This window comes from Gallibacterium salpingitidis, from assembly GCF_030517105.1.
GTDB classification, from domain to species: Bacteria; Pseudomonadota; Gammaproteobacteria; order Enterobacterales; family Pasteurellaceae; genus Gallibacterium; species Gallibacterium salpingitidis.
Window position 1 is genome coordinate 2,181,972 of the sequence record NZ_CP103875.1, and the last position, 19,354, is coordinate 2,201,325.

The 19,354-nt window shown below is 40.5% G+C and carries 12 protein-coding genes, 2 tRNA genes and 3 rRNA genes; 3 read left to right on the plus strand and 14 right to left on the minus strand.

Translation table 11 applies throughout. From position 1 onward, the window contains the following. Window positions 1-341: 341 nt before the first annotated feature. The 13 genes from rrf to NYR30_RS10520 all read right to left on the minus strand — a co-directional run bounded on the left by rrf (window position 342) and on the right by NYR30_RS10520 (window position 13,957). Window positions 342-457: ribosomal RNA gene (rrf, locus tag NYR30_RS10460) — 5S ribosomal RNA — on the minus strand. Window positions 458-658: 201 nt separating this feature from the next. Continuing rightward, window positions 659-3,660: ribosomal RNA gene (locus tag NYR30_RS10465) — 23S ribosomal RNA — on the minus strand. Window positions 3,661-3,824: 164 nt separating this feature from the next. Further along, window positions 3,825-3,900, minus strand: a tRNA-Ala gene (locus NYR30_RS10470). A 43-nt stretch (window positions 3,901-3,943) separates the two neighbouring features. Further along, window positions 3,944-4,020 (minus strand) — tRNA-Ile (locus NYR30_RS10475). A gap of 71 nt (window positions 4,021-4,091) precedes the next feature. Further along, window positions 4,092-5,635: ribosomal RNA gene (locus NYR30_RS10480) — 16S ribosomal RNA — on the minus strand. The 16S, 23S and 5S rRNA genes sit together here with 2 tRNA genes alongside, the layout of an rRNA operon. 292 nt (window positions 5,636-5,927) lie before the next feature. After that, window positions 5,928-6,497 (minus strand): glycosyltransferase family 32 protein, encoded by a 570-nt coding sequence (locus NYR30_RS10485; RefSeq protein ID WP_302500989.1) that lies wholly within the window; start codon window positions 6,495-6,497, stop codon window positions 5,928-5,930. Between the two features lie 197 nt (window positions 6,498-6,694). Next, window positions 6,695-7,495, minus strand: coding sequence for a glutamate racemase (gene murI, locus NYR30_RS10490; RefSeq protein WP_066422287.1), 801 nt, complete (start codon window positions 7,493-7,495; stop codon window positions 6,695-6,697). 38 nt (window positions 7,496-7,533) lie between these two features. After that, the gene (locus tag NYR30_RS10495; RefSeq protein WP_066422285.1) at window positions 7,534-8,028 is read right to left on the minus strand and encodes a chorismate--pyruvate lyase family protein; all 495 of its coding nucleotides are present in this window, start codon (window positions 8,026-8,028) and stop codon (window positions 7,534-7,536) included. Continuing rightward, window positions 8,021-10,105 (minus strand): ATP-dependent DNA helicase RecG, encoded by a 2,085-nt coding sequence (gene recG, locus NYR30_RS10500; RefSeq protein ID WP_066422284.1) that lies wholly within the window; start codon window positions 10,103-10,105, stop codon window positions 8,021-8,023. The genes NYR30_RS10495 and recG overlap by 8 nt, the downstream gene beginning before the upstream one ends. A 6-nt stretch (window positions 10,106-10,111) precedes the next feature. Next, window positions 10,112-12,250 carry a bifunctional GTP diphosphokinase/guanosine-3',5'-bis pyrophosphate 3'-pyrophosphohydrolase gene (spoT, locus tag NYR30_RS10505; protein WP_066422283.1) on the minus strand — a complete coding sequence of 713 codons (2,139 nt, stop codon included), beginning with the start codon at window positions 12,248-12,250 and terminating at the stop codon, window positions 10,112-10,114. A gap of 28 nt (window positions 12,251-12,278) precedes the next feature. Further along, on the minus strand, window positions 12,279-12,551 hold the full coding sequence (rpoZ, locus tag NYR30_RS10510; RefSeq protein WP_066108146.1) for a DNA-directed RNA polymerase subunit omega: 273 nt from the start codon (window positions 12,549-12,551) through the stop codon (window positions 12,279-12,281). 66 nt (window positions 12,552-12,617) lie between these two features. Beyond that, entirely contained in the window at window positions 12,618-13,247 is a 630-nt protein-coding gene (gmk, locus tag NYR30_RS10515; RefSeq protein ID WP_302500995.1) for a guanylate kinase, read from the minus strand. 77 nt (window positions 13,248-13,324) lie between these two features. Continuing rightward, window positions 13,325-13,957 (minus strand): MarC family protein, encoded by a 633-nt coding sequence (locus NYR30_RS10520; RefSeq protein WP_066113201.1) that lies wholly within the window; start codon window positions 13,955-13,957, stop codon window positions 13,325-13,327. 53 nt (window positions 13,958-14,010) lie between these two features. Here NYR30_RS10520 and NYR30_RS10525 point away from each other — a divergent pair, with 53 nt between their 5' ends. Then, window positions 14,011-15,918, plus strand: a complete 1,908-nt coding sequence (locus NYR30_RS10525; protein WP_302500998.1) for an ABC transporter ATP-binding protein — start codon at window positions 14,011-14,013, stop codon at window positions 15,916-15,918. 50 nt (window positions 15,919-15,968) lie between these two features. On the opposite strand, the gene tsaD is transcribed toward NYR30_RS10525, so the two are convergent. After that, window positions 15,969-16,988: a tRNA (adenosine(37)-N6)-threonylcarbamoyltransferase complex transferase subunit TsaD gene (tsaD, locus tag NYR30_RS10530; protein WP_066113197.1), complete on the minus strand. Its 1,020-nt coding sequence runs from the start codon at window positions 16,986-16,988 to the stop codon at window positions 15,969-15,971. A 206-nt stretch (window positions 16,989-17,194) separates the two neighbouring features. Between tsaD and rpsU the strand changes: the two genes are divergently transcribed. Together rpsU and dnaG are read left to right on the plus strand one after the other, a co-directional pair. Continuing rightward, window positions 17,195-17,410, plus strand: a complete 216-nt coding sequence (gene rpsU, locus NYR30_RS10535; protein WP_013745715.1) for a 30S ribosomal protein S21 — start codon at window positions 17,195-17,197, stop codon at window positions 17,408-17,410. A gap of 112 nt (window positions 17,411-17,522) precedes the next feature. Beyond that, window positions 17,523-19,316: a DNA primase gene (dnaG, locus tag NYR30_RS10540; RefSeq protein WP_302501012.1), complete on the plus strand. Its 1,794-nt coding sequence runs from the start codon at window positions 17,523-17,525 to the stop codon at window positions 19,314-19,316. The last annotated feature ends 38 nt before the right edge of the window (window positions 19,317-19,354 follow it).

Below are 19,354 nucleotides of genomic sequence, written 5' to 3' on the forward strand. Positions count from 1 at the left end.
TGATTTATAAATTGCCACTGATTTAAGTGGCAATTTTTTCTCTCTTTCCTTTACACTTATTCATTTCTACAAACTCTCTTCTTTAGCCATTTCAATGGATTATTGATTGGAATAACCTAAGCAAAATCCAACCAGCCCTAAAAAATCAAAAAATAGAAATCAAAAATGCGCTATACAATTAGAGGATCTGGAAAATATTATTTCAAGTAAGATCTAAGGAAATAAGATATGTTTAAAATGAAATTGGAATAGTCAAAGTAAAATCTGAAAATCCATAAAAAGACAAAAAATAAAAAAACGCTAGTCGATTCCTCAACTAGCGTCCTTCTCTCTTTTCTTTAACCTGGCAGTGACCTACTCTCACATGGGGAATCCCCACACTACCATCGGCATTACGACATTTCACTTCTGAGTTCGGCATGGATTCAGGTGGGTCTATCGCATTCTCGCCGCCAGGATTAATCCTTTTGACTTTCTGCTTCTCGCTTCTCGCTTTCTGCTTTATCTTCTTCTCTAAAAACTCTCACAAGCTGTCAACTTATCAGTGAGATTTCTTTTTCTCTCTCTCACTGCTTTCTCTCTCTCGCTTCTTTGCTTTTTTCGCTTTTTTTGCTTTAGCACTTTTCACTTCTTTTTCGGGAAAAACCCTTCAGCTTGTATAGTTAAGCCTCTCGGGCAATTAGTATGGGTTAGCTCAATGACTCACATCACTTACACACCCCACCTATCTACGTCGTCGTCTTCAACAACCCTTACTGACTTAACGTCAGGGACAACTCATCTCGGGGCAAGTTTCGTGCTTAGATGCTTTCAGCACTTATCTCTCCCGCACTTAGCTACCCAGCAATGCTTCTGGCGAAACAACTGGAACACCAGCGGTGCGTCCACTCCGGTCCTCTCGTACTAGGAGCAGCCCCCCTCAATTCTCCTTCGCCCACGGCAGATAGGGACCGAACTGTCTCACGACGTTCTAAACCCAGCTCGCGTACCACTTTAAATGGCGAACAGCCATACCCTTGGGACCTACTTCAGCCCCAGGATGTGATGAGCCGACATCGAGGTGCCAAACACCGCCGTCGATATGAACTCTTGGGCGGTATCAGCCTGTTATCCCCGGAGTACCTTTTATCCGTTGAGCGATGGCCCTTCCATTCAGAACCACCGGATCACTATGACCTACTTTCGTACCTGCTCGACTTGTCCGTCTCGCAGTCAAGCTTGCTTCTACCATTGTACTAACCTCACGATGTCCGACCGTGATTAGCAAACCTTCGTACTCCTCCGTTACTCTTTGGGAGGAGACCGCCCCAGTCAAACTACCCACCAGACACTGTCCGAATACCCGTTACAGGTACCTCGTTAGAACATCAAACGTTAAAGGGTGGTATTTCAACATCGACTCCTTACCAACTGGCGTCAGTATCTCTCAGTCTCCCACCTATCCTACACATTAAAATTCAAGGTTCAGTGTCAAGCTATAGTAAAGGTTCACGGGGTCTTTCCGTCTAGCCGCGGGTACACCGCATCTTCACGGCGATTTCAATTTCACTGAGTCTCGGGTGGAGACAGCCTGGCCATCATTACGCCATTCGTGCAGGTCGGAACTTACCCGACAAGGAATTTCGCTACCTTAGGACCGTTATAGTTACGGCCGCCGTTTACTGGGGCTTCGATCAAGTGCTTCTCTTTCGATAACACCATCAATTAACCTTCCAGCACCGGGCAGGCGTCACACCCTATACGTCCACTTGCGTGTTTGCAGAGTGCTGTGTTTTTATTAAACAGTTGCAGCCAGCAGGTCTCTTCGACTGGTTCATGCTCCATCTGTGCAGACTTCACACTACGCCAGCGCACCTTCTCCCGAAGTTACGGTGCTATTTTGCCTAGTTCCTTCACCCGAGTTCTCTCAAGCGCCTTAGTATTCTCTACCTGACCACCTGTGTCGGTTTTCAGTACGGTTTATTAGATAATGTGCTTAGCAGCTTTTCCTGGAAGCTTGGCATCAACAACTTCGCAACCGTAGTCGCTCCTCTTCACGCCTCAGCATTAATGGTGCGGATTTGCCTACACCATCTACCTACACGCTTGAACAGACCCTTCCGTCCGTCTGCTTGCCTAGCCTTCTCCGTCCCTACATCGCTTATCTAACAAGTATGGGAATATTAACCCATTTCCCATCGACTACGCTCTTCAGCCTCGCCTTAGGGGCCGACTCACCCTGCCCCGATTAACGTTGGACAGGAAACCTTGGTCTTCCGGCGAGCGGGCCTTTCACCCGCTTTATCGTTACTTATGTCAGCATTCGCACTTGTGATACCTCCAGCAACCCTCTCAAGTCACCTTCGTCAGCTTACACAACGCTCCCCTACCCAACAGGCGTATCACTAATATTCCTTCAATCTCACACCCCCTCCACTCAACGTGTTGGGCGCTTGACCAACTTGCTCTATACTTTCGCAAGTTGTTAATCGTAAGGCGTATTAGTGATACGCCTGATGCCGCAGCTTCGGTGCTATATTTTAGCCCCGTTACATCTTCCGCGCAGACCGACTCGACTAGTGAGCTATTACGCTTTCTTTAAATGATGGCTGCTTCTAAGCCAACATCCTAGCTGTCTATGCCTTTCCACCTCGTTTCCCACTTAATATAGACTTTGGGACCTTAGCTGGCGGTCTGGGTTGTTTCCCTCTCCACGACGAACGTTAGCACCCGCCGTGTGTCTCCTATATATTACTCTTTGGTATTCGCAGTTTGCATCGGGTTGGTAATCCGGGATGGACCCCTAGCCGAAACAGTGCTCTACCCCCAAAGGTATTCATATAAGGCTCTACCTAAATAGATTTCGGGGAGAACCAGCTATCTCCCGGTTTGATTGGCCTTTCACCCCCAGCCACAATTCATCCGCTACTTTTTCAACAGTAGTCGGTTCGGTCCTCCAGTTAGTGTTACCCAACCTTCAACCTGACCATGGCTAGATCACCGGGTTTCGGGTCTATACCTTGCAACTTCCGCCCAGTTAAGACTCGGTTTCCCTTCGGCTCCCCTATCCGGTTAACCTCGCTACAAAATATAACTCGCTGACCCATTATACAAAAGGTACGCAGTCACATAGTCTCCTATGCTCCCACTGCTTGTACGTACACGGTTTCAGGTTCTCTTTCACTCCCCTCCCGGGGTTCTTTTCGCCTTTCCCTCACGGTACTGGTTCACTATCGGTCAATCAGGAGTATTTAGCCTTGGAGGATGGTCCCCCCTTCTTCAGACAAGATTCCTCGTGTCTCGCCCTACTTCTTGTTAGCTTAGTACCATAAAGGATTCTTCAGATACGGGATTGTCACCCTCTTCGATTGAGCTTCCCAACTCATTCTCCTAAATCCTCTACTATCTCTAACGGCTCCTCCACTTTCGCTCGCCGCTACTCGCAGAATCTCGGTTGATTTCTTTTCCTCAGGGTACTGAGATGTTTCAGTTCTCCTGGTTCGCTTCACTATCCTATAAATTCAGATAGTGATGATAGATTCTTCATCTACCGGGTTTCCCCATTCGGATATCGTGGAGTTAACGCTTCTTATCAACTCCTCCACGCTTTTCGCAGATTAGCACGTCCTTCTTCGCCTCTGATTGCCTAGGCATCCACCGTGTACGCTTACTTACTTAACTATACAACCTCAAGGATTCTCTCCCTTCAGTCGCTCGCTTTTGAGTTCTCAGTTTTCAGCTTGTGTCTTCGTTTTTAAAGAGCAATATTCAGACTTTCGTCATGACTAAAAGGTTAAGTGTTTCCACTTTCTTCTTAACCTCTTAGTCATGACCTCTGTTCGAATTGGTGGAGATAAGCGGGATCGAACCGCTGACCTCCTGCGTGCAAGGCAGGCGCTCTCCCAGCTGAGCTATATCCCCAATCCTTCTTTCCCTACAGTCCCATTCGCATCATTCTCGCTCATGGTGGGTCTGAGTGGACTTGAACCACCGACCTCACCCTTATCAGGGGTGCGCTCTAACCACCTGAGCTACAGACCCTCTGTAGGTGTCGTCCTTCTATCAAACAATCTGTGTGAACATTTCATAGTAACATCTTCACTTTAATCTAGTAAGGAGGTGATCCAACCGCAGGTTCCCCTACGGTTACCTTGTTACGACTTCACCCCAGTCATGAATCATACCGTGGTAAACGCCCTCCTAAAGGTTAAGCTATCTACTTCTGGTACAACCCACTCCCATGGTGTGACGGGCGGTGTGTACAAGGCCCGGGAACGTATTCACCGCGACATTCTGATTCGCGATTACTAGCGATTCCGACTTCATGGAGTCGAGTTGCAGACTCCAATCCGGACTACGATGCACTTTCTGAGTTTCGCTCCATGTCGCCACTTCGCCTCCCTCTGTATGCACCATTGTAGCACGTGTGTAGCCCTACTCGTAAGGGCCATGATGACTTGACGTCATCCCCACCTTCCTCCAGCTTGTCACTGGCAGTCTCCTTTGAGTCCCCGGCTCTACCCGCTGGCAACAAAGGATAAGGGTTGCGCTCGTTGCGGGACTTAACCCAACATTTCACAACACGAGCTGACGACAGCCATGCAGCACCTGTCTCATAGCTCCCGAAGGCACAAACTCATCTCTGAGTCCTTCTATGGATGTCAAGAGTAGGTAAGGTTCTTCGCGTTGCATCGAATTAAACCACATGCTCCACCGCTTGTGCGGGCCCCCGTCAATTCATTTGAGTTTTAACCTTGCGGCCGTACTCCCCAGGCGGTCGATTTATCACGTTAGCTTCGAGGACCAATCCTAATAACCAATCCCCAAATCGACAGCGTTTACAGCGTGGACTACCAGGGTATCTAATCCTGTTTGCTCCCCACGCTTTCGCACATGAGCGTCAGTATCTTCCCAAGGGGCTGCCTTCGCCTTCGGTATTCCTCCACATCTCTACGCATTTCACCGCTACACGTGGAATTCTACCCCTCCCTAAAGTACTCTAGCGACCCAGTATGAAATGCAATTCCCAGGTTAAGCCCAGGGCTTTCACACCTCACTTAAGTCACCACCTGCGTGCCCTTTACGCCCAGTTATTCCGATTAACGCTCGCACCCTCCGTATTACCGCGGCTGCTGGCACGGAGTTAGCCGGTGCTTCTTCTGTGGCTAACGTCAATTACATGCCCTATTTAAGCATGCACCTTCCTCACCACCGAAAGAACTTTACAACCCGAAGGCCTTCTTCATTCACGCGGCATGGCTGCGTCAGAGTTCCCTCCATTGCGCAATATTCCCCACTGCTGCCTCCCGTAGGAGTCTGGGCCGTGTCTCAGTCCCAGTGTGGCTGGCCATCCTCTCAGACCAGCTAGAGATCGTCGGCTTGGTGAGCCCTTACCTCACCAACTACCTAATCTCACTTGGGCTCATCTTATGGCTAAAGGCCTTTCGGTCCCTCTACTTTAATCTCTCGATATTACGCGGTGTTAGCTACAGTTTCCCGTAGTTATCCCCCTCCATAAGCCAAATTCCCAAGCCTTACTCACCCGTCCGCCACTCGTCAGCAAAAGAAGCAAGCTTCTCCCCTGTTACCGTCCGACTTGCATGTGTTAAGCCTGCCGCCAGCGTTCAATCTGAGCCATGATCAAACTCTTCAATTTAATCTTCGCTCTTAAAAAAACTGACTTCGTTATTCAAATCATATGAATCTTCAAATTCAGCATTCAAGATAATTTTTCAATTCTTTTACTTAAAGTAAAAACATCATCTACGAATGCCCACACAGATTGTCTGATAAAATGTTAAAGAACAAAAAACGACGCTTTCTTTTTTAACTTCACACTTCAGCGTCGTTGCGGAGGTGCATTATAGTGATTTCAATTCACCTTGCAAGCACTTTTTTTCATTTTTTTTAATTTTTTTATTAAGTGCTGTTTTTTTCGCACTAGTAAATTACCATAAGCCGGTTCCATGGTGAATAGCAATCGTATTATCAGTGATGATAAACTCTCCATTGCTATCTCTTCTTGGTAAAAAATAATCATATGGCAGAAAGTACATTCCATCTTTTAATCTAAATGGATTACCACTAAGTTTTACACCATAGTGTAATTCTGTCATTCTAGAGATAATTCTCGTATTTGCAATTTTATGATAGTAGGGTCTAAATGGGGTAATTTTATACCAAGATAATACTTTTCCCACCCAAGATTGCAAAGGACGAGAACCAGCTAGTCCTATTGATAGTAGTCTTTTTGATTCAACACAGCCAAAAGCATCATAATCTAACAGAGGAAATAATGGATTGATTAATTCCATATCTGTATCTAAATAAATACCCCCTTCATAATATAAAGCATGTAGACGTGCCACATCTGATACCATTGCCCATTTTTTCTCACGGTATGCTTGTTCTGCAAAAGGGTATAAATGTATCGGAAAATTATCTTCATTCCATAATTTAATTGTGAATCCTTCCTGATTTTGCCAACTATGGATACATTTTTTTACCAAACCAAACATAATGCAATACTTTTGGAATCTTCTTTTGCTTATTATCACTTGGATATAGAGGATTAGACTTCAATAAGAAATTTTTTACTTTATTATTATCCCTATACAGTAAAAAATGTTTATACAGATCAAAATAAAAATGCCTCTGTTGATGAAACGTATCTAAATTAATCATTAATATCCCCCTTACTTTAGATATCCATAAATTAGCTTATTTCTGACAATACCATTATATTTGAAAACCCCCATTCAAAAAACATTTTTATCACATATTCATTATCTATAAATGGTGCTGTGCAATATGCTATTTGTTCTTTTTTGATCTTTTCTGTTGAAAATTCTGGTAGCAAAGACTGAACTCGTTTAGCGATAGCCTTTCCTGAATCAATAAAATAACTTACTTGCGGTAAACAGGCTTTTAATTCTGCTTTTAATAGTGGAAAATGTGTACATCCAAGAATTACTGTATCTAATTCATATTCATAACTCCATTCAGATACAGCTCGCATGACAGCAAAATGGTCGGCAGGTTTACCGTGTAATTTTTGTTCAGCAATCTCCACTAATTCAGTTGACCCTAGACGTTTTACCTCACAATCTTGCGCGTATTCTTTGATCAGATCATCTACATAAGATCGAATTATGGTTCCTTTAGTGGCTAATAAACCAATTACTTTAGTTTGTGTTTTTTGTGCTGCTGGTTTAATTGCCGGAACTGTACCCACGATAGGGCAAGAAAAATTCTCCCTCATAGCTGGTAATACAATCGTACTCGCAGTATTACAAGCAATGACAATTAAATCTATCGTTTCTCTCTCTGCAATCTTTTTACAAATTGCTACACAGCGCTGCTCAATTAATTTTTCCGTTTTTTCAGAATAAGGGAAACAGGCGTTATCTAAACAATATAGATAGTGACAATCTGGCAATAAAGCTTTGACTTCTCGATAAACACTTAAACCGCCTACGCCAGAATCAAAAAATAAAATCGTTGGTACATTTGCCATAATAATAGAAAATTTTTTAAGTAATTGAGTTGGCGATCTTATGCCTTTAACCAAAAATCCTCAAGGAAAAGCTCACTGATAAAAAACGGATGTTGAGAAAGTGTCAGCACTGATCGACGCGCAAATTCAGTCGTTGTTTTTCCCCACATTAATTTCGATCGTTGAATTGGTTGTTGAAATAACCATTCTCCAATTGGTTGATTGCCAAGCTGTTGAATTTGTTGTTTATATTGATTAAAAGTATCAATAGGAATGATGGTTCTCGCAAAAATCCATGGTTGCTGATCACCTAAAAGTATGACTTCTCGTAACCAATATTGTTGTGTATGAACTTGTATTTCTGTATCACCATTATCAGTCACCCATCCTTCAAAGATAGGCTGTACAGAAAATTGATTACACCGCTGTTTTAACGCTGCAGTCAATGAACCAGTAATCATTAGCCATTGTTGCTGTCTTTTTGGCAGCTGATTAAAATCCGCTAACCATTGCATTTGTTGTAAACTACGACGATAAGATTGATATTTAGGCATTGGAATAGATTGTTTTTTGATTTAACCAACGTTTAATTAATAACATAGCGTGCTCTGGATGCTCTAATAGTAATTGATTTGCACAACGTTGCACTGCTGGTAACAACTTGCGATCACGTACTAAATTAGCTACCCGAAACTCTGCTGCACCAGTTTGTTTTACTCCTAACACTTCACCCGGACCACGAATTTCCAAATCTTTTTCTGCAATCGCAAAACCATCATTACTAGTACGCATAATATCTAGTCTTTGACGCGAAATTTTGCCTAATGGCGTTTTGTACAATAAGACACAAAATGACTCGATCTGACCACGTCCTACACGTCCACGTAACTGATGTAATTGCGATAAGCCTAAACGTTCAGCATTCTCGATAATCATCAAACTTGCATTAGGTACATCTACGCCCACTTCAATTACTGTTGTCGCTACTAATACATCAATGTCGCCCGATTTAAAAACTGACATAACCTCTTGTTTCTCTTGGGGCTTCATTCTGCCATGTACTAAACCAATACGTAGCATTGGTAATGCTTTTTTGAGATCTTCTGCTAACGCTTCTGCAGCTTGCGCTTCTAGCACTTCCGACTCATCAATTAATGTACAAACCCAATACACTTGACGCTGATCCTTACTGCAAGCTCGATATACACGTTGAACTAACTCATCACGTCGATCTTCCGCTATTGCTACTGTTTTTATTGGTGTTCTCCCTGGTGGCAATTCATCAATAATTGAAATATCAAGATCCGCATATACTGTCATCGCTAATGTACGTGGAATCGGTGTGGCAGTCATAATTAATTGATGTGGATAAACTCCATTCTTTACCCCTTTTTCACGCAGCATTAAACGTTGTTCCACGCCAAAACGGTGCTGCTCATCAATAATCACTAAAGATAGTGCCTGAAATTCAACTTCTTCTTGGAATAAAGCGTGTGTACCAATAACGACTTGTACTTCACCTTGTTGAATTTGTTGCAACACTTGCTGGCGTTTTTTACCTTTTACTTTTCCTGCTATCCAACCAACTTCTATACCGAATGGTGCTAACCATTGTGAGAAATTATAAAAATGTTGCTCTGCAAGAATTTCCGTTGGAGCCATAATCGCAACTTGTTGCTGATTATCTAACGCAATCAATGCCGCTAATAAGGCAACCAACGTTTTCCCTGAACCAACATCACCTTGAATTAAACGCATCATCGGTCGAGATTGAGACAAATCTTGCTCAATATCACTTACTACTCTTAGTTGTGCATTAGTAGGTGTAAAAGGTAGTGTTGCCAAAAATCGTTGTTTTATGTCTGAATGGTAAGTCAGAATTTTAGCTGAATGTTGCTGTGTTTGTTGCTTACTCTGCTGCAAAGCTAAATTATGTGCCAATAACTCTTCAAAAGCTAAACGTAACTGTGCAGGATGTTCACCTTTCTCTAATACACTCGCCATCGTTCCCGCAGGTGGACGATGTAAAAATTGGATTGCCGTTTTTAGATCATAGCCACTTGGATTGAAAGTGGCTGGTAATAATTCTTGTACTGTTTTTTTCGTTAATAATGCTAATGCTTGATCGGTTAATTTCCGCCACGAAGCCTGTTTCAAACCCTCTGTTGATGGATAAATAGGTGTTAAATTTTCCTCCATCTCCAATGGCTCGTTATGGCGAATAATGCGATATTCAGGATGATGAATTTCCGCCATAAAGCGTCCTCGTTTCACTTCACCAAAAGCTTTCACTCTCGCACCGGTGGTAAAACTATTTTTCATCGCTGCATTAAAATTAAAAAAACGCAGCATTACTTTTGATGAACCGTCAGAAAGACTAACGATTAGCATTGGACGACGGGAAAATTGTACTTCGCAAGTTTGCACTAAACCTTCAATCGTGGCATAACTATCAGGACGAAGATCTTTCAACGGCGTAATGTGGGTGCGATCTTCATAACGGAGCGGAAAATGAAATAAGAGATCTTGTACCGAAGAAATTCCTAAACGAGATAATCTTTCTGACATTGCGGCACCAACGCCAGAAAGTACAGAAATTGGCAAATTATCTAAAAGATTTTCCGATTGCATGCCAAGTTATTCATTAATATTTCGCAATACAGCAACAACGCCTGATACCGCATTGATTTTACGAATAATTGTTGCTAAATGATTTTTATCACGAGCCGTTAACACGACAAACACTTGATAAACACGCCCATCGCGTTCTTCAGTCCAAATACTTTGGATATTGCTACCAGCTGAAGTAATCACAGAAGTTAAATTCGCAAATGCACCATGCTGATTTAGCATTTCAATTCGTAATTCTGCTTCAAACTCAACACTGTTTTCACTCTTTTCCCATTCTACCGGCATATAGTGATCTGCATTCTCTTCACGATGACGAATATTGGCACAATATTCATGATGGATAACTAACCCTTTACCTGGACTAACATAAGCAACAATAGGATCGCCTGGAATCGGGTGACAGCACTTAGCAAAATTAATTAATAAGCCTTCTACCCCTTTAATTAGTACACCAGTATCCGTTTCATGATTATTATTGTTACTAGGATCACCATCCGTATCAATTTCTAATTTTTCACCTAATAACCGATGTGCAATCACTACACTAATTTGATTTCCTAAACCGATTTCAGCTAATAGATCATCCAATGATTGTAATTTCAATTCTGCCAATAATGATGCGATTTTGTTTGGATCTATATCTTCTAATTTCATTGGTGACAAAGCATGAACAAGTTGTCGTTTTCCTAAAATAATCGCTTCATCACGACGTAATGATTTTAAGGTTTGACGAATTTTGGCTCTTGCTTTTGCGGTCACCACAAAATTTAACCAAGTAGCACTTGGACGCGCTGATGGTGCAGTAATAATTTCAACGGTTTGCCCTGATTCCAATGCTTGCGATAATGCATAAGGTTGACGATCTACTCTTGCTCCGATACAGGTTTGCCCGATATCAGTATGAACGGCATAAGCAAAATCTACCGGTGTTGCTCCAGCCGGTAATTCAACAATACGACCTTTCGGTGTAAATACATAGATCTCATCAGGGAATAATTCTGATTTCACATTTTCAATGAATTCAAATGAATTACCTGCGCTTTGTTGCAGCTCAATTAAACTCTGTAACCAGCGTTGCGCGCGGATTTGTACAGTCGTAGTATCATTTTTACCACCTTGTTTATAAATCCAATGCGCCGCAACTCCCATTTCCGCCATTTGATCCATATCTTCAGTACGAATCTGTACTTCAACTGGCACGCCATGAGGACCGATCATTGAAGTATGCAAAGATTGATAGCCATTCGCTTTTGGTACTGCAATGTAATCCTTGATTCTGCCTGGGCGAGGTTTATACAGACTATGCATCTGCCCTAACACACGATAGCAAGTATCAACATCTTGGACAATGGTGCGAAACGCATAAATATCCATAATTGAATGAAACCGTTGTTCTTTCATTTTCATTTTCTGATAGATGGAATAAAGGTGCTTTTCTCGTCCAAAAACTCTGGCTTTAATCCCTACATCATCAAGACGTCCTTTGATTTCATCAGTAATACGTTGGATCATCTCTTTTCGATTACCACGTGCATTCTGAATTACTTTTTGTAATACATAATAACGATGAGGGTGTAATGCCTCAAAGCCTAAGTCTTCCAACTCATTTTTAATATGTTCAATACCTAAGCGATGCGCCAGTGGACTATAAATTTCGAGTGTTTCTTTCGCAATACGACGACGTTTATCAGGACGCAATGCCCCGAGCGTACGCATATTATGCGTACGATCAGCGAGTTTAATCAGAATAACGCGAATATCTTGTGTCATTGCCAGAATCATTTTACGGAAGTTTTCCGCTTCCGCTTCTTTACGTGTCCTAAATTTCAATTTATCTAGTTTAGAAACACCTTCAACAATTTCAGCAACACTTTTGCCAAATTCAGCGGTTAATTCCTCTTCGGTATAAAGTGTATCTTCAATAACATCATGTAATAACGCTGCCATCACTGCTTCATGATCAAGACGCATTTCCGCAATAATTGAAGCAACTGCAACTGGGTGGGTAATGTAAGGTTCTCCGCTAGAACGAGTCTGCCCTTCGTGAGCATCGCGCGCAATCACAAATGCACGCTTCACTAATTCAATTTGATCATCAGGCAAATAACTTTTAATGATTGTATGTAAACTTTCAAATAAATACATGACTCGTTCTTCGCTCAGATTTAAAAATTTATTCGATATCAGCTAACAAAGAAACCGCTTGTAACTCTGCGTGTTCTTGTTCTAAAGCATCATGGCGCTCTTGCGCATCCATAATATCATTATTGATTAAGCCTTCTTCGATTTCACGTAAAGCAATTACCGTTGGTTTATCATTCTCTTCTGGTACTAATGGTTCACGTACATGCAATTGTAATTCTCTTGCACGACGAGCTGCAGTCAAAATCAAATCAAAACGGTTGCCAATTTTATCTACTGCATCTTGGACGGTTACACGTGCCATAATTCTCTCCACAAATTAAATTGTCTAATAATCAATCAAGAAAAAAGGTTGAATATGATACTAAAGCTACTCCGTTTTCGCTAGTAGTTGCGAAATTAATAATTGATGACGTTGTATTTGGCGTGCTACTTTTAACTTTTCCGCTTTTAAAATCACTTTAATTTCATTCAATGCCTGATCAAAATCATCATTAATAATTAAATAATCATATTCATCATAATGACTCATTTCACTGATTGCTTTTTGCATACGTCCTGCAATCACTTCTTCCGAGTCTTGACCACGCCCTACTAGACGTCGTTCCAACTCTTGCATTGATGGCGGTAAAATAAAAATACTTTTCGCGGTTGGTACTTTTTTACGCACTTGTTGAGCACCTTGCCAATCAATATCAAGAAAAACATCAATTCCTTGTTTTAAGGAACGTTCGATCATTGGTAAGGAAGTACCATAATAATTACCAAATACTTCGGCATATTCTAAAAACGCATCTTCTGCTATGAGTCGCTCAAATTCAGCATGATCAACAAAATAATAATGTTTACCATCTTCTTCATTTGGACGAGGTTTACGAGTAGTGTGAGAAATAGAAACCTGCATTTCATAGCTAGGATGTTGTTGTAATAATGCAGCAATCAACGATGATTTTCCTGCTCCACTAGGTGCGGAAACAATATATAAATTTCCTAACGGCATAAATTATTCTCTATCTAATTAAATAGGCGTTATTTTATCACTTTTTCTTCTTTTTTCGCTATCTGATCACGACGGGATTAAGAGGTGACTGTCGGCATCACTTCCATAAAAAAGGCTTTAATACCACTTAAAATATGGTTCACTGCAATAGCTGCCAAAATTAACCCCATCACTCGACTAACAATCGCCGCACCTGTTGTACCAATTAAACGTTGAATCTTATTTGCTGCTAACAACAATATATAAGTAATTAATAAAACTAGCGCCATAATAATGGCTGTCATAATTTGATCTGTAAAACTAAAACGATGATTATCAGTTAATAATACAATCGCCATCATTGCGCCTGGTGAAGCAATAGAGGGTACTGCCAATGGATATACTGCCAACTCATTTATATTTGAAGATAAACGCATCTCTTGTTCTGCTTTACTCTCACTAAACACCATTGTCAAAGCAAATAATAACAAGACTAACCCACCAGCAACTTGGAATGCTGTTAATGGAATTTGCATTGCTTCTAATAAAAATTGACCTGTAATTAGAAAGAAAAATAAAATTCCTGTCGCAATTAATACCGCATTTCGCGCTATTTTCTTACGATCTGTCGCGGAAAGGCCAATAGTTTTGGTAAGATAGACAGGAACAGAACCAATAGGATCGATAACTGCCCATAAAACAACAAATTGAACTAAAAAAGAATCAAACATTTAGCAATCCTAAAATTCAAAAATATTAAACTTTATTAAGAGCATACCTAAAAATGTTAACTTTTACAAATTTAACCCTAAAACGTGGTATAACAACTTTACTTGAAAACGCTACTGCCACAGTCACTCCAGGACAAAAAGTTGGACTAGTCGGTAAAAATGGCTGTGGAAAATCCTCATTATTCGCCTTAATCAAAGGAGAATTGCTCCCCGAACAAGGTGATATTTTCTACCCAAATAATTGGGAAATCAGCTGGGTTAATCAAGAAACACCAGCATTAGAAATTTCTGCTTTAGATTACACCATTCAGGGTGATCGTGAATACTGTAAATTACAACAAGAATTAACTTTAGCGAATCAACAAAATGATGGTTATCGTATTGCCTCATTACACGCACAATTAGACACTATTGATGCTTGGACCATTCATGCTAGAGCCGCCACATTATTGCATGGTTTAGGTTTTGAAGATGCACAATTACAACTTCCAGTTAAGTCATTTTCTGGTGGTTGGCGCATGCGTTTAAATCTTGCACAAGCATTATTATGTCGTTCTGATCTATTGCTACTAGACGAACCGACTAACCACCTTGATCTCGATGCAGTAATTTGGTTAGAAAGTTGGTTAAAAAATTATCAAGGTACACTCTTATTAATTTCTCACGATCGTGATTTTCTTGATCCAATTATTAATAAAGTGATTCATATAGAACAGCAACAATTGCACGAATATACAGGCAATTATTCTGCTTTTGAGATCTTACGTGCCACAAAACTAGCACAACAAAACGCCTTATACCAACAACAGCAACAAAAAATTGCCCATCTACAAAAATTTATTGATCGTTTTAAAGCCAAAGCTACCAAAGCAAAACAGGCACAAAGTCGTATCAAAGCATTAGAAAGAATGGAATTAATTGCACCAGCACATATTGATAGTCCATTTTCATTTAGCTTTCCTGAACCTGATTTTTTACCTAATCCATTACTATCAATGGAAAAAGTGAGTGCAGGATATGGCGACAAAACGATTTTACAACAAGTGAAACTCAATCTCGTACCTGGCTCACGAATTGGTTTACTTGGTAAAAATGGTGCTGGGAAATCGACTTTAATTAAATTACTCGCAGGTGAATTAACACCTCAATCTGGTACAGTACAACTTGCTAAAGGTGTCCAACTAGGCTATTTCGCCCAACATCAATTAGATATCTTGCGTGCTGATGAAAGTCCTCTTTGGCATTTACAAAAGTTAGCTCCGACAAAAACTGAACAAGAGTTAAGAGATTATCTTGGTGGTTTTGCTTTTCATGGTGATAAAGTAAAACAGGCTATTGCCTCTTTCTCTGGTGGTGAAAAAGCACGTTTAGTACTAGCACTGATTGTGTGGCAAAAACCTAATTTATTATTACTAGATGAACCAACAAACCATCTTGATTTAGATATGCGTCAAGCCTTGACAGAAGCTTTGATGGATTATGAAGGATCTTTAGTTGTAGTTTCCCACGATCGCCATTTATTACGTAATACTGTTAGTGAATTTTATCTAGTTCACGATCATACTGTTGATACTTTTGATGGTGATCTTGAAGATTATCAAAAATGGCTGCTTAGTTTAGAAACAGCAGAAAAAGCGGTAACAGAAACGCAAGCAGTAACGAAAGATAATGAATTTTTACAGCGTAAAGAACAGAAACGTCGTGAAGCTGAATGGCGTGAAAAGACTGCACCATTACGCAAAGAAATCCAAAAATTAGAGAAACAATTAGAGCAATACTCGACAAAACTTGCTGAGATAGAAACTGCCTTAGCAGACAACGATCTGTATTTAAATGAAAATAAAGAGAAATTGACACAATTGCTAAGCGATCAAGCAACACTGAAAAAACAACTAGATGCTGTGGAAAGTGAATGGTTAGAAAAGCAAGAAGAATTAGAGAACGCTAAAACCAACGACTAAAAACCCTTTCTCCGTTTTGCACTCAAAACGGAGAAAGCATTTATTTTTGTTTAACTGATTTTTGCCAATTCACTCATACGCCAACGCGGACGAACTTCTACTGCCAATCCAGTTTGCTCTCCAGCTTTTAAACGTAAAAAACCAGCATAAGCAATCATAGCGCCGTTATCAGTACAAAATTGTGGCGCAGGATAAAATACTTCTCCGCCCAATTTTGTCATCAATTCGCCTAAACGCTGTCTTAATTGCTTATTGGCACTTACTCCACCAGCAATCACCAGACGTTTTAAACCTGTATCATGTAAAGCTCGCTGACATTTAATTGCCAATGTATCCACTACTGCTGCTTGGAACGCATAAGCGATATCACAACGCGTTTGCTCATCCTGTTGTGGATACTGGGCAACCGTATTAGCGGCAAAGGTTTTTAATCCTGAGAAACTAAAATCTAATCCAGGACGATCTGTCATTGGACGAGGGAAAACAAAACGATCTGGATTACCTTTTTCCGCTAATCGTGAAAGCGCAGCACCACCGGGATAATCCAATCCTAATAATTTTGCAGTTTTATCAAAGGCTTCTCCAGCGGCATCATCAATCGATTCTCCAAGTAATTGATAATCACCCACCCCATTAACGCGAATCAATTGGGTATGTCCACCAGAAACAAGTAATGCAAGAAATGGAAATGCCGGCACACGCTCTTCCAACATTGGCGCTAATAAATGCCCTTCCATATGATGAACACCCAACGCAGGGACATTCCAAGCATACGCTAACGAGCGAGCAATCATTGAGCCCACTAATAAAGCGCCAGCCAATCCAGGCCCACAAGTATAAGCAACACCATCAATATCCTGTGCTGATAAATTCGCTTCCGCTAATGCCGCTTGAATTAACGGTGCAGTTTTACGAATATGGTCACGTGAAGCCAATTCTGGCACTACACCGCCATAATCAGCATGTAAACTAATTTGTGTATAAAGTTGATTGGCGATTAATCCTTGTTTCTCATCATAAATCGCCACACCGGTTTCATCACAAGAGGTTTCAATCCCTAAAACTTTCATCTGTTTGTTTATCTAACCAAAAATTGGTCGGCATTTTACTCTTTTTTCTTTTGTTTCTCTAGTTCACAACTGAATTACAAACAAAATAAGCTGAATCCTCTCTTTACTTTTTGTCCTAAAATAGATTAAAATTACGGCCTTTATTGAGTAAAGGTTATCTTTGTATAACCATAAAATTGTATAAATTTCATTGAGGTGATTGGCTCATGCCTGTAATTAAAGTTCGTGAAAATGAATCATTTGACGTTGCATTACGTCGTTTCAAACGTTCTTGCGAAAAAGCAGGAATCTTAGCGGAAGTTCGTAGCCGTGAATTCTACGAAAAACCAACAACTATTCGTAAACGTGAAAAAGCATCAGCAGCTAAACGTCATGCTAAAAAATTAGCTCGCGAGAATGCACGTCACACTCGTTTATATTAATTCATTCTTTAATCTAAACGATATATTTTCAAAACCGTGCTTCTTATATAAGAGCACGGTTATTTCTTTCTTATTAACCCACATAATTGTTGGCTAGCTTAAGGTAGATACGATGAAAGGACTCATTCCGCGTACTTTTATTGATGAACTATTAGCACGTACCAACATTATTGATGTGGTTAATTCTCGTGTAAAACTGAAAAAAGCTGGGCAAAATTATCAAGCCTGTTGCCCTTTCCATCACGAAAAAACACCATCTTTTGTTGTTAGTCCTAAGAAGCAGTTTTATCACTGTTTTGGTTGTGGCGCGCATGGTAATGCCATTTCATTTTTGATGGATTACGACAAGATGGAATTCGTCGAAGCGATTGAAGAATTAGCTGCGTTGCAAGGTGTTGAAGTGCCAAGAGAAACATCATCAACAAACACTTATGCAGCAAGCCAACATTATAAAAGTAAGCGTGATTTACACCAATTAATGCAAGATATTGCAGTTTTTTATCAACAGCAATTAACGCAAGTAATGCCGGCGCAGGCTTATTTACAGCAGCGTGGTTTATCTAATGAAGTCATTCAGCGTTTTTCTATTGGTTTCGCTTCTGGAACAAATTCGGTGCTACGCACTTTTGGTCATTCCAATGAAGATCGACAAAAACTGTTAGATACTGGCATGATTACGCAAAACGATCATGGCACTTATTATGATCGTTTTCGCCAACGTATTATGTTCCCAATTCGCGATCGACGTGGTCGTACAATTGCTTTTGGTGGGCGTGTTTTAGGTGACGAAAAACCAAAATATTTGAATTCTCCTGAAATGGCTACCTACCATAAAGGCAATGAATTATATGGGTTATATGAAGCTTTAGAGCAAAATGATAGTCCCGAATATTTATTGGTGGTCGAAGGATATATGGATGTGGTTGCCCTCGCTCAATTTGGCGTCACTAATGCAGTGGCCTCTTTAGGTACTGCCACTACCGGTGAACAAATTCAAATTGCCTATCGTGCCACAGAACAAATTATCTGTTGCTATGATGGTGATAATGCAGGGCGTAGTGCCGCATGGCGAGCATTAGAAAATGCTTTACCGCATCTCTATGATGGTCGCCAATTAAAATTTATCTTTTTGCCAGAAGATGAAGATCCCGATACTTTTATTCGCCAAGTTGGTAAAGAAAAATTTGAAACTTTTTTAGCAGATGCTATTCCAATGAGCGAGTTCTTGTTCCAACATTTATTGGCGCAAGTTGATCTCAGTACTAAAGATGGTCGTAGTAAATTAGCCGCTCTTGCCGTACCACTAATTGATAAAATTCCAGGTGAAACATTACGTTTATATTTACGCAATACGCTAGGACAGAAATTAGGCATCATTGATAGTACTTTGCTTGAAAAAATGCTGCCAACCATGATTGCCAGTGCGACTGAAAAAATGAAAGAAAATACAGCTGCACTAAAATCAACACCAATGCGTTTATTGATTGCATTACTATTGCAAAATCCTGAGCTTGCAGATAAGCCAATTACACGCGTTTTATTGAGTAATCCACAAGTATTACAAGATCTAAATCTACCTGGATTATCATTATTTTTACAGATTTATCAAATATGTACAGAAAAAAGCGGCATTACTACTGGGCAATTGCTTGAGTTTTGGCGTGATAAGGAAGAAGAAAAAATTATTGAAAAATTGGCGATGTGGGATCATCTGATAAAAGATGATAACATTGAAGCCTCTTTTTATGGTAATCTAAAATACTTACATTCTAAAGTAATGGAAAAGCGCATAGAAGCGTTAAAAGCGAAAGATCGAACAGATACTTTATCGCTAGATGAAAAAAAAGAACTGATGGAACTGCTAGCAAACAGTCGAAAATTGCTAGCTTCGGTCTATTCTTCATAAGTATGTGAAGAATGATTTCTGCTAATCAACAATTATTG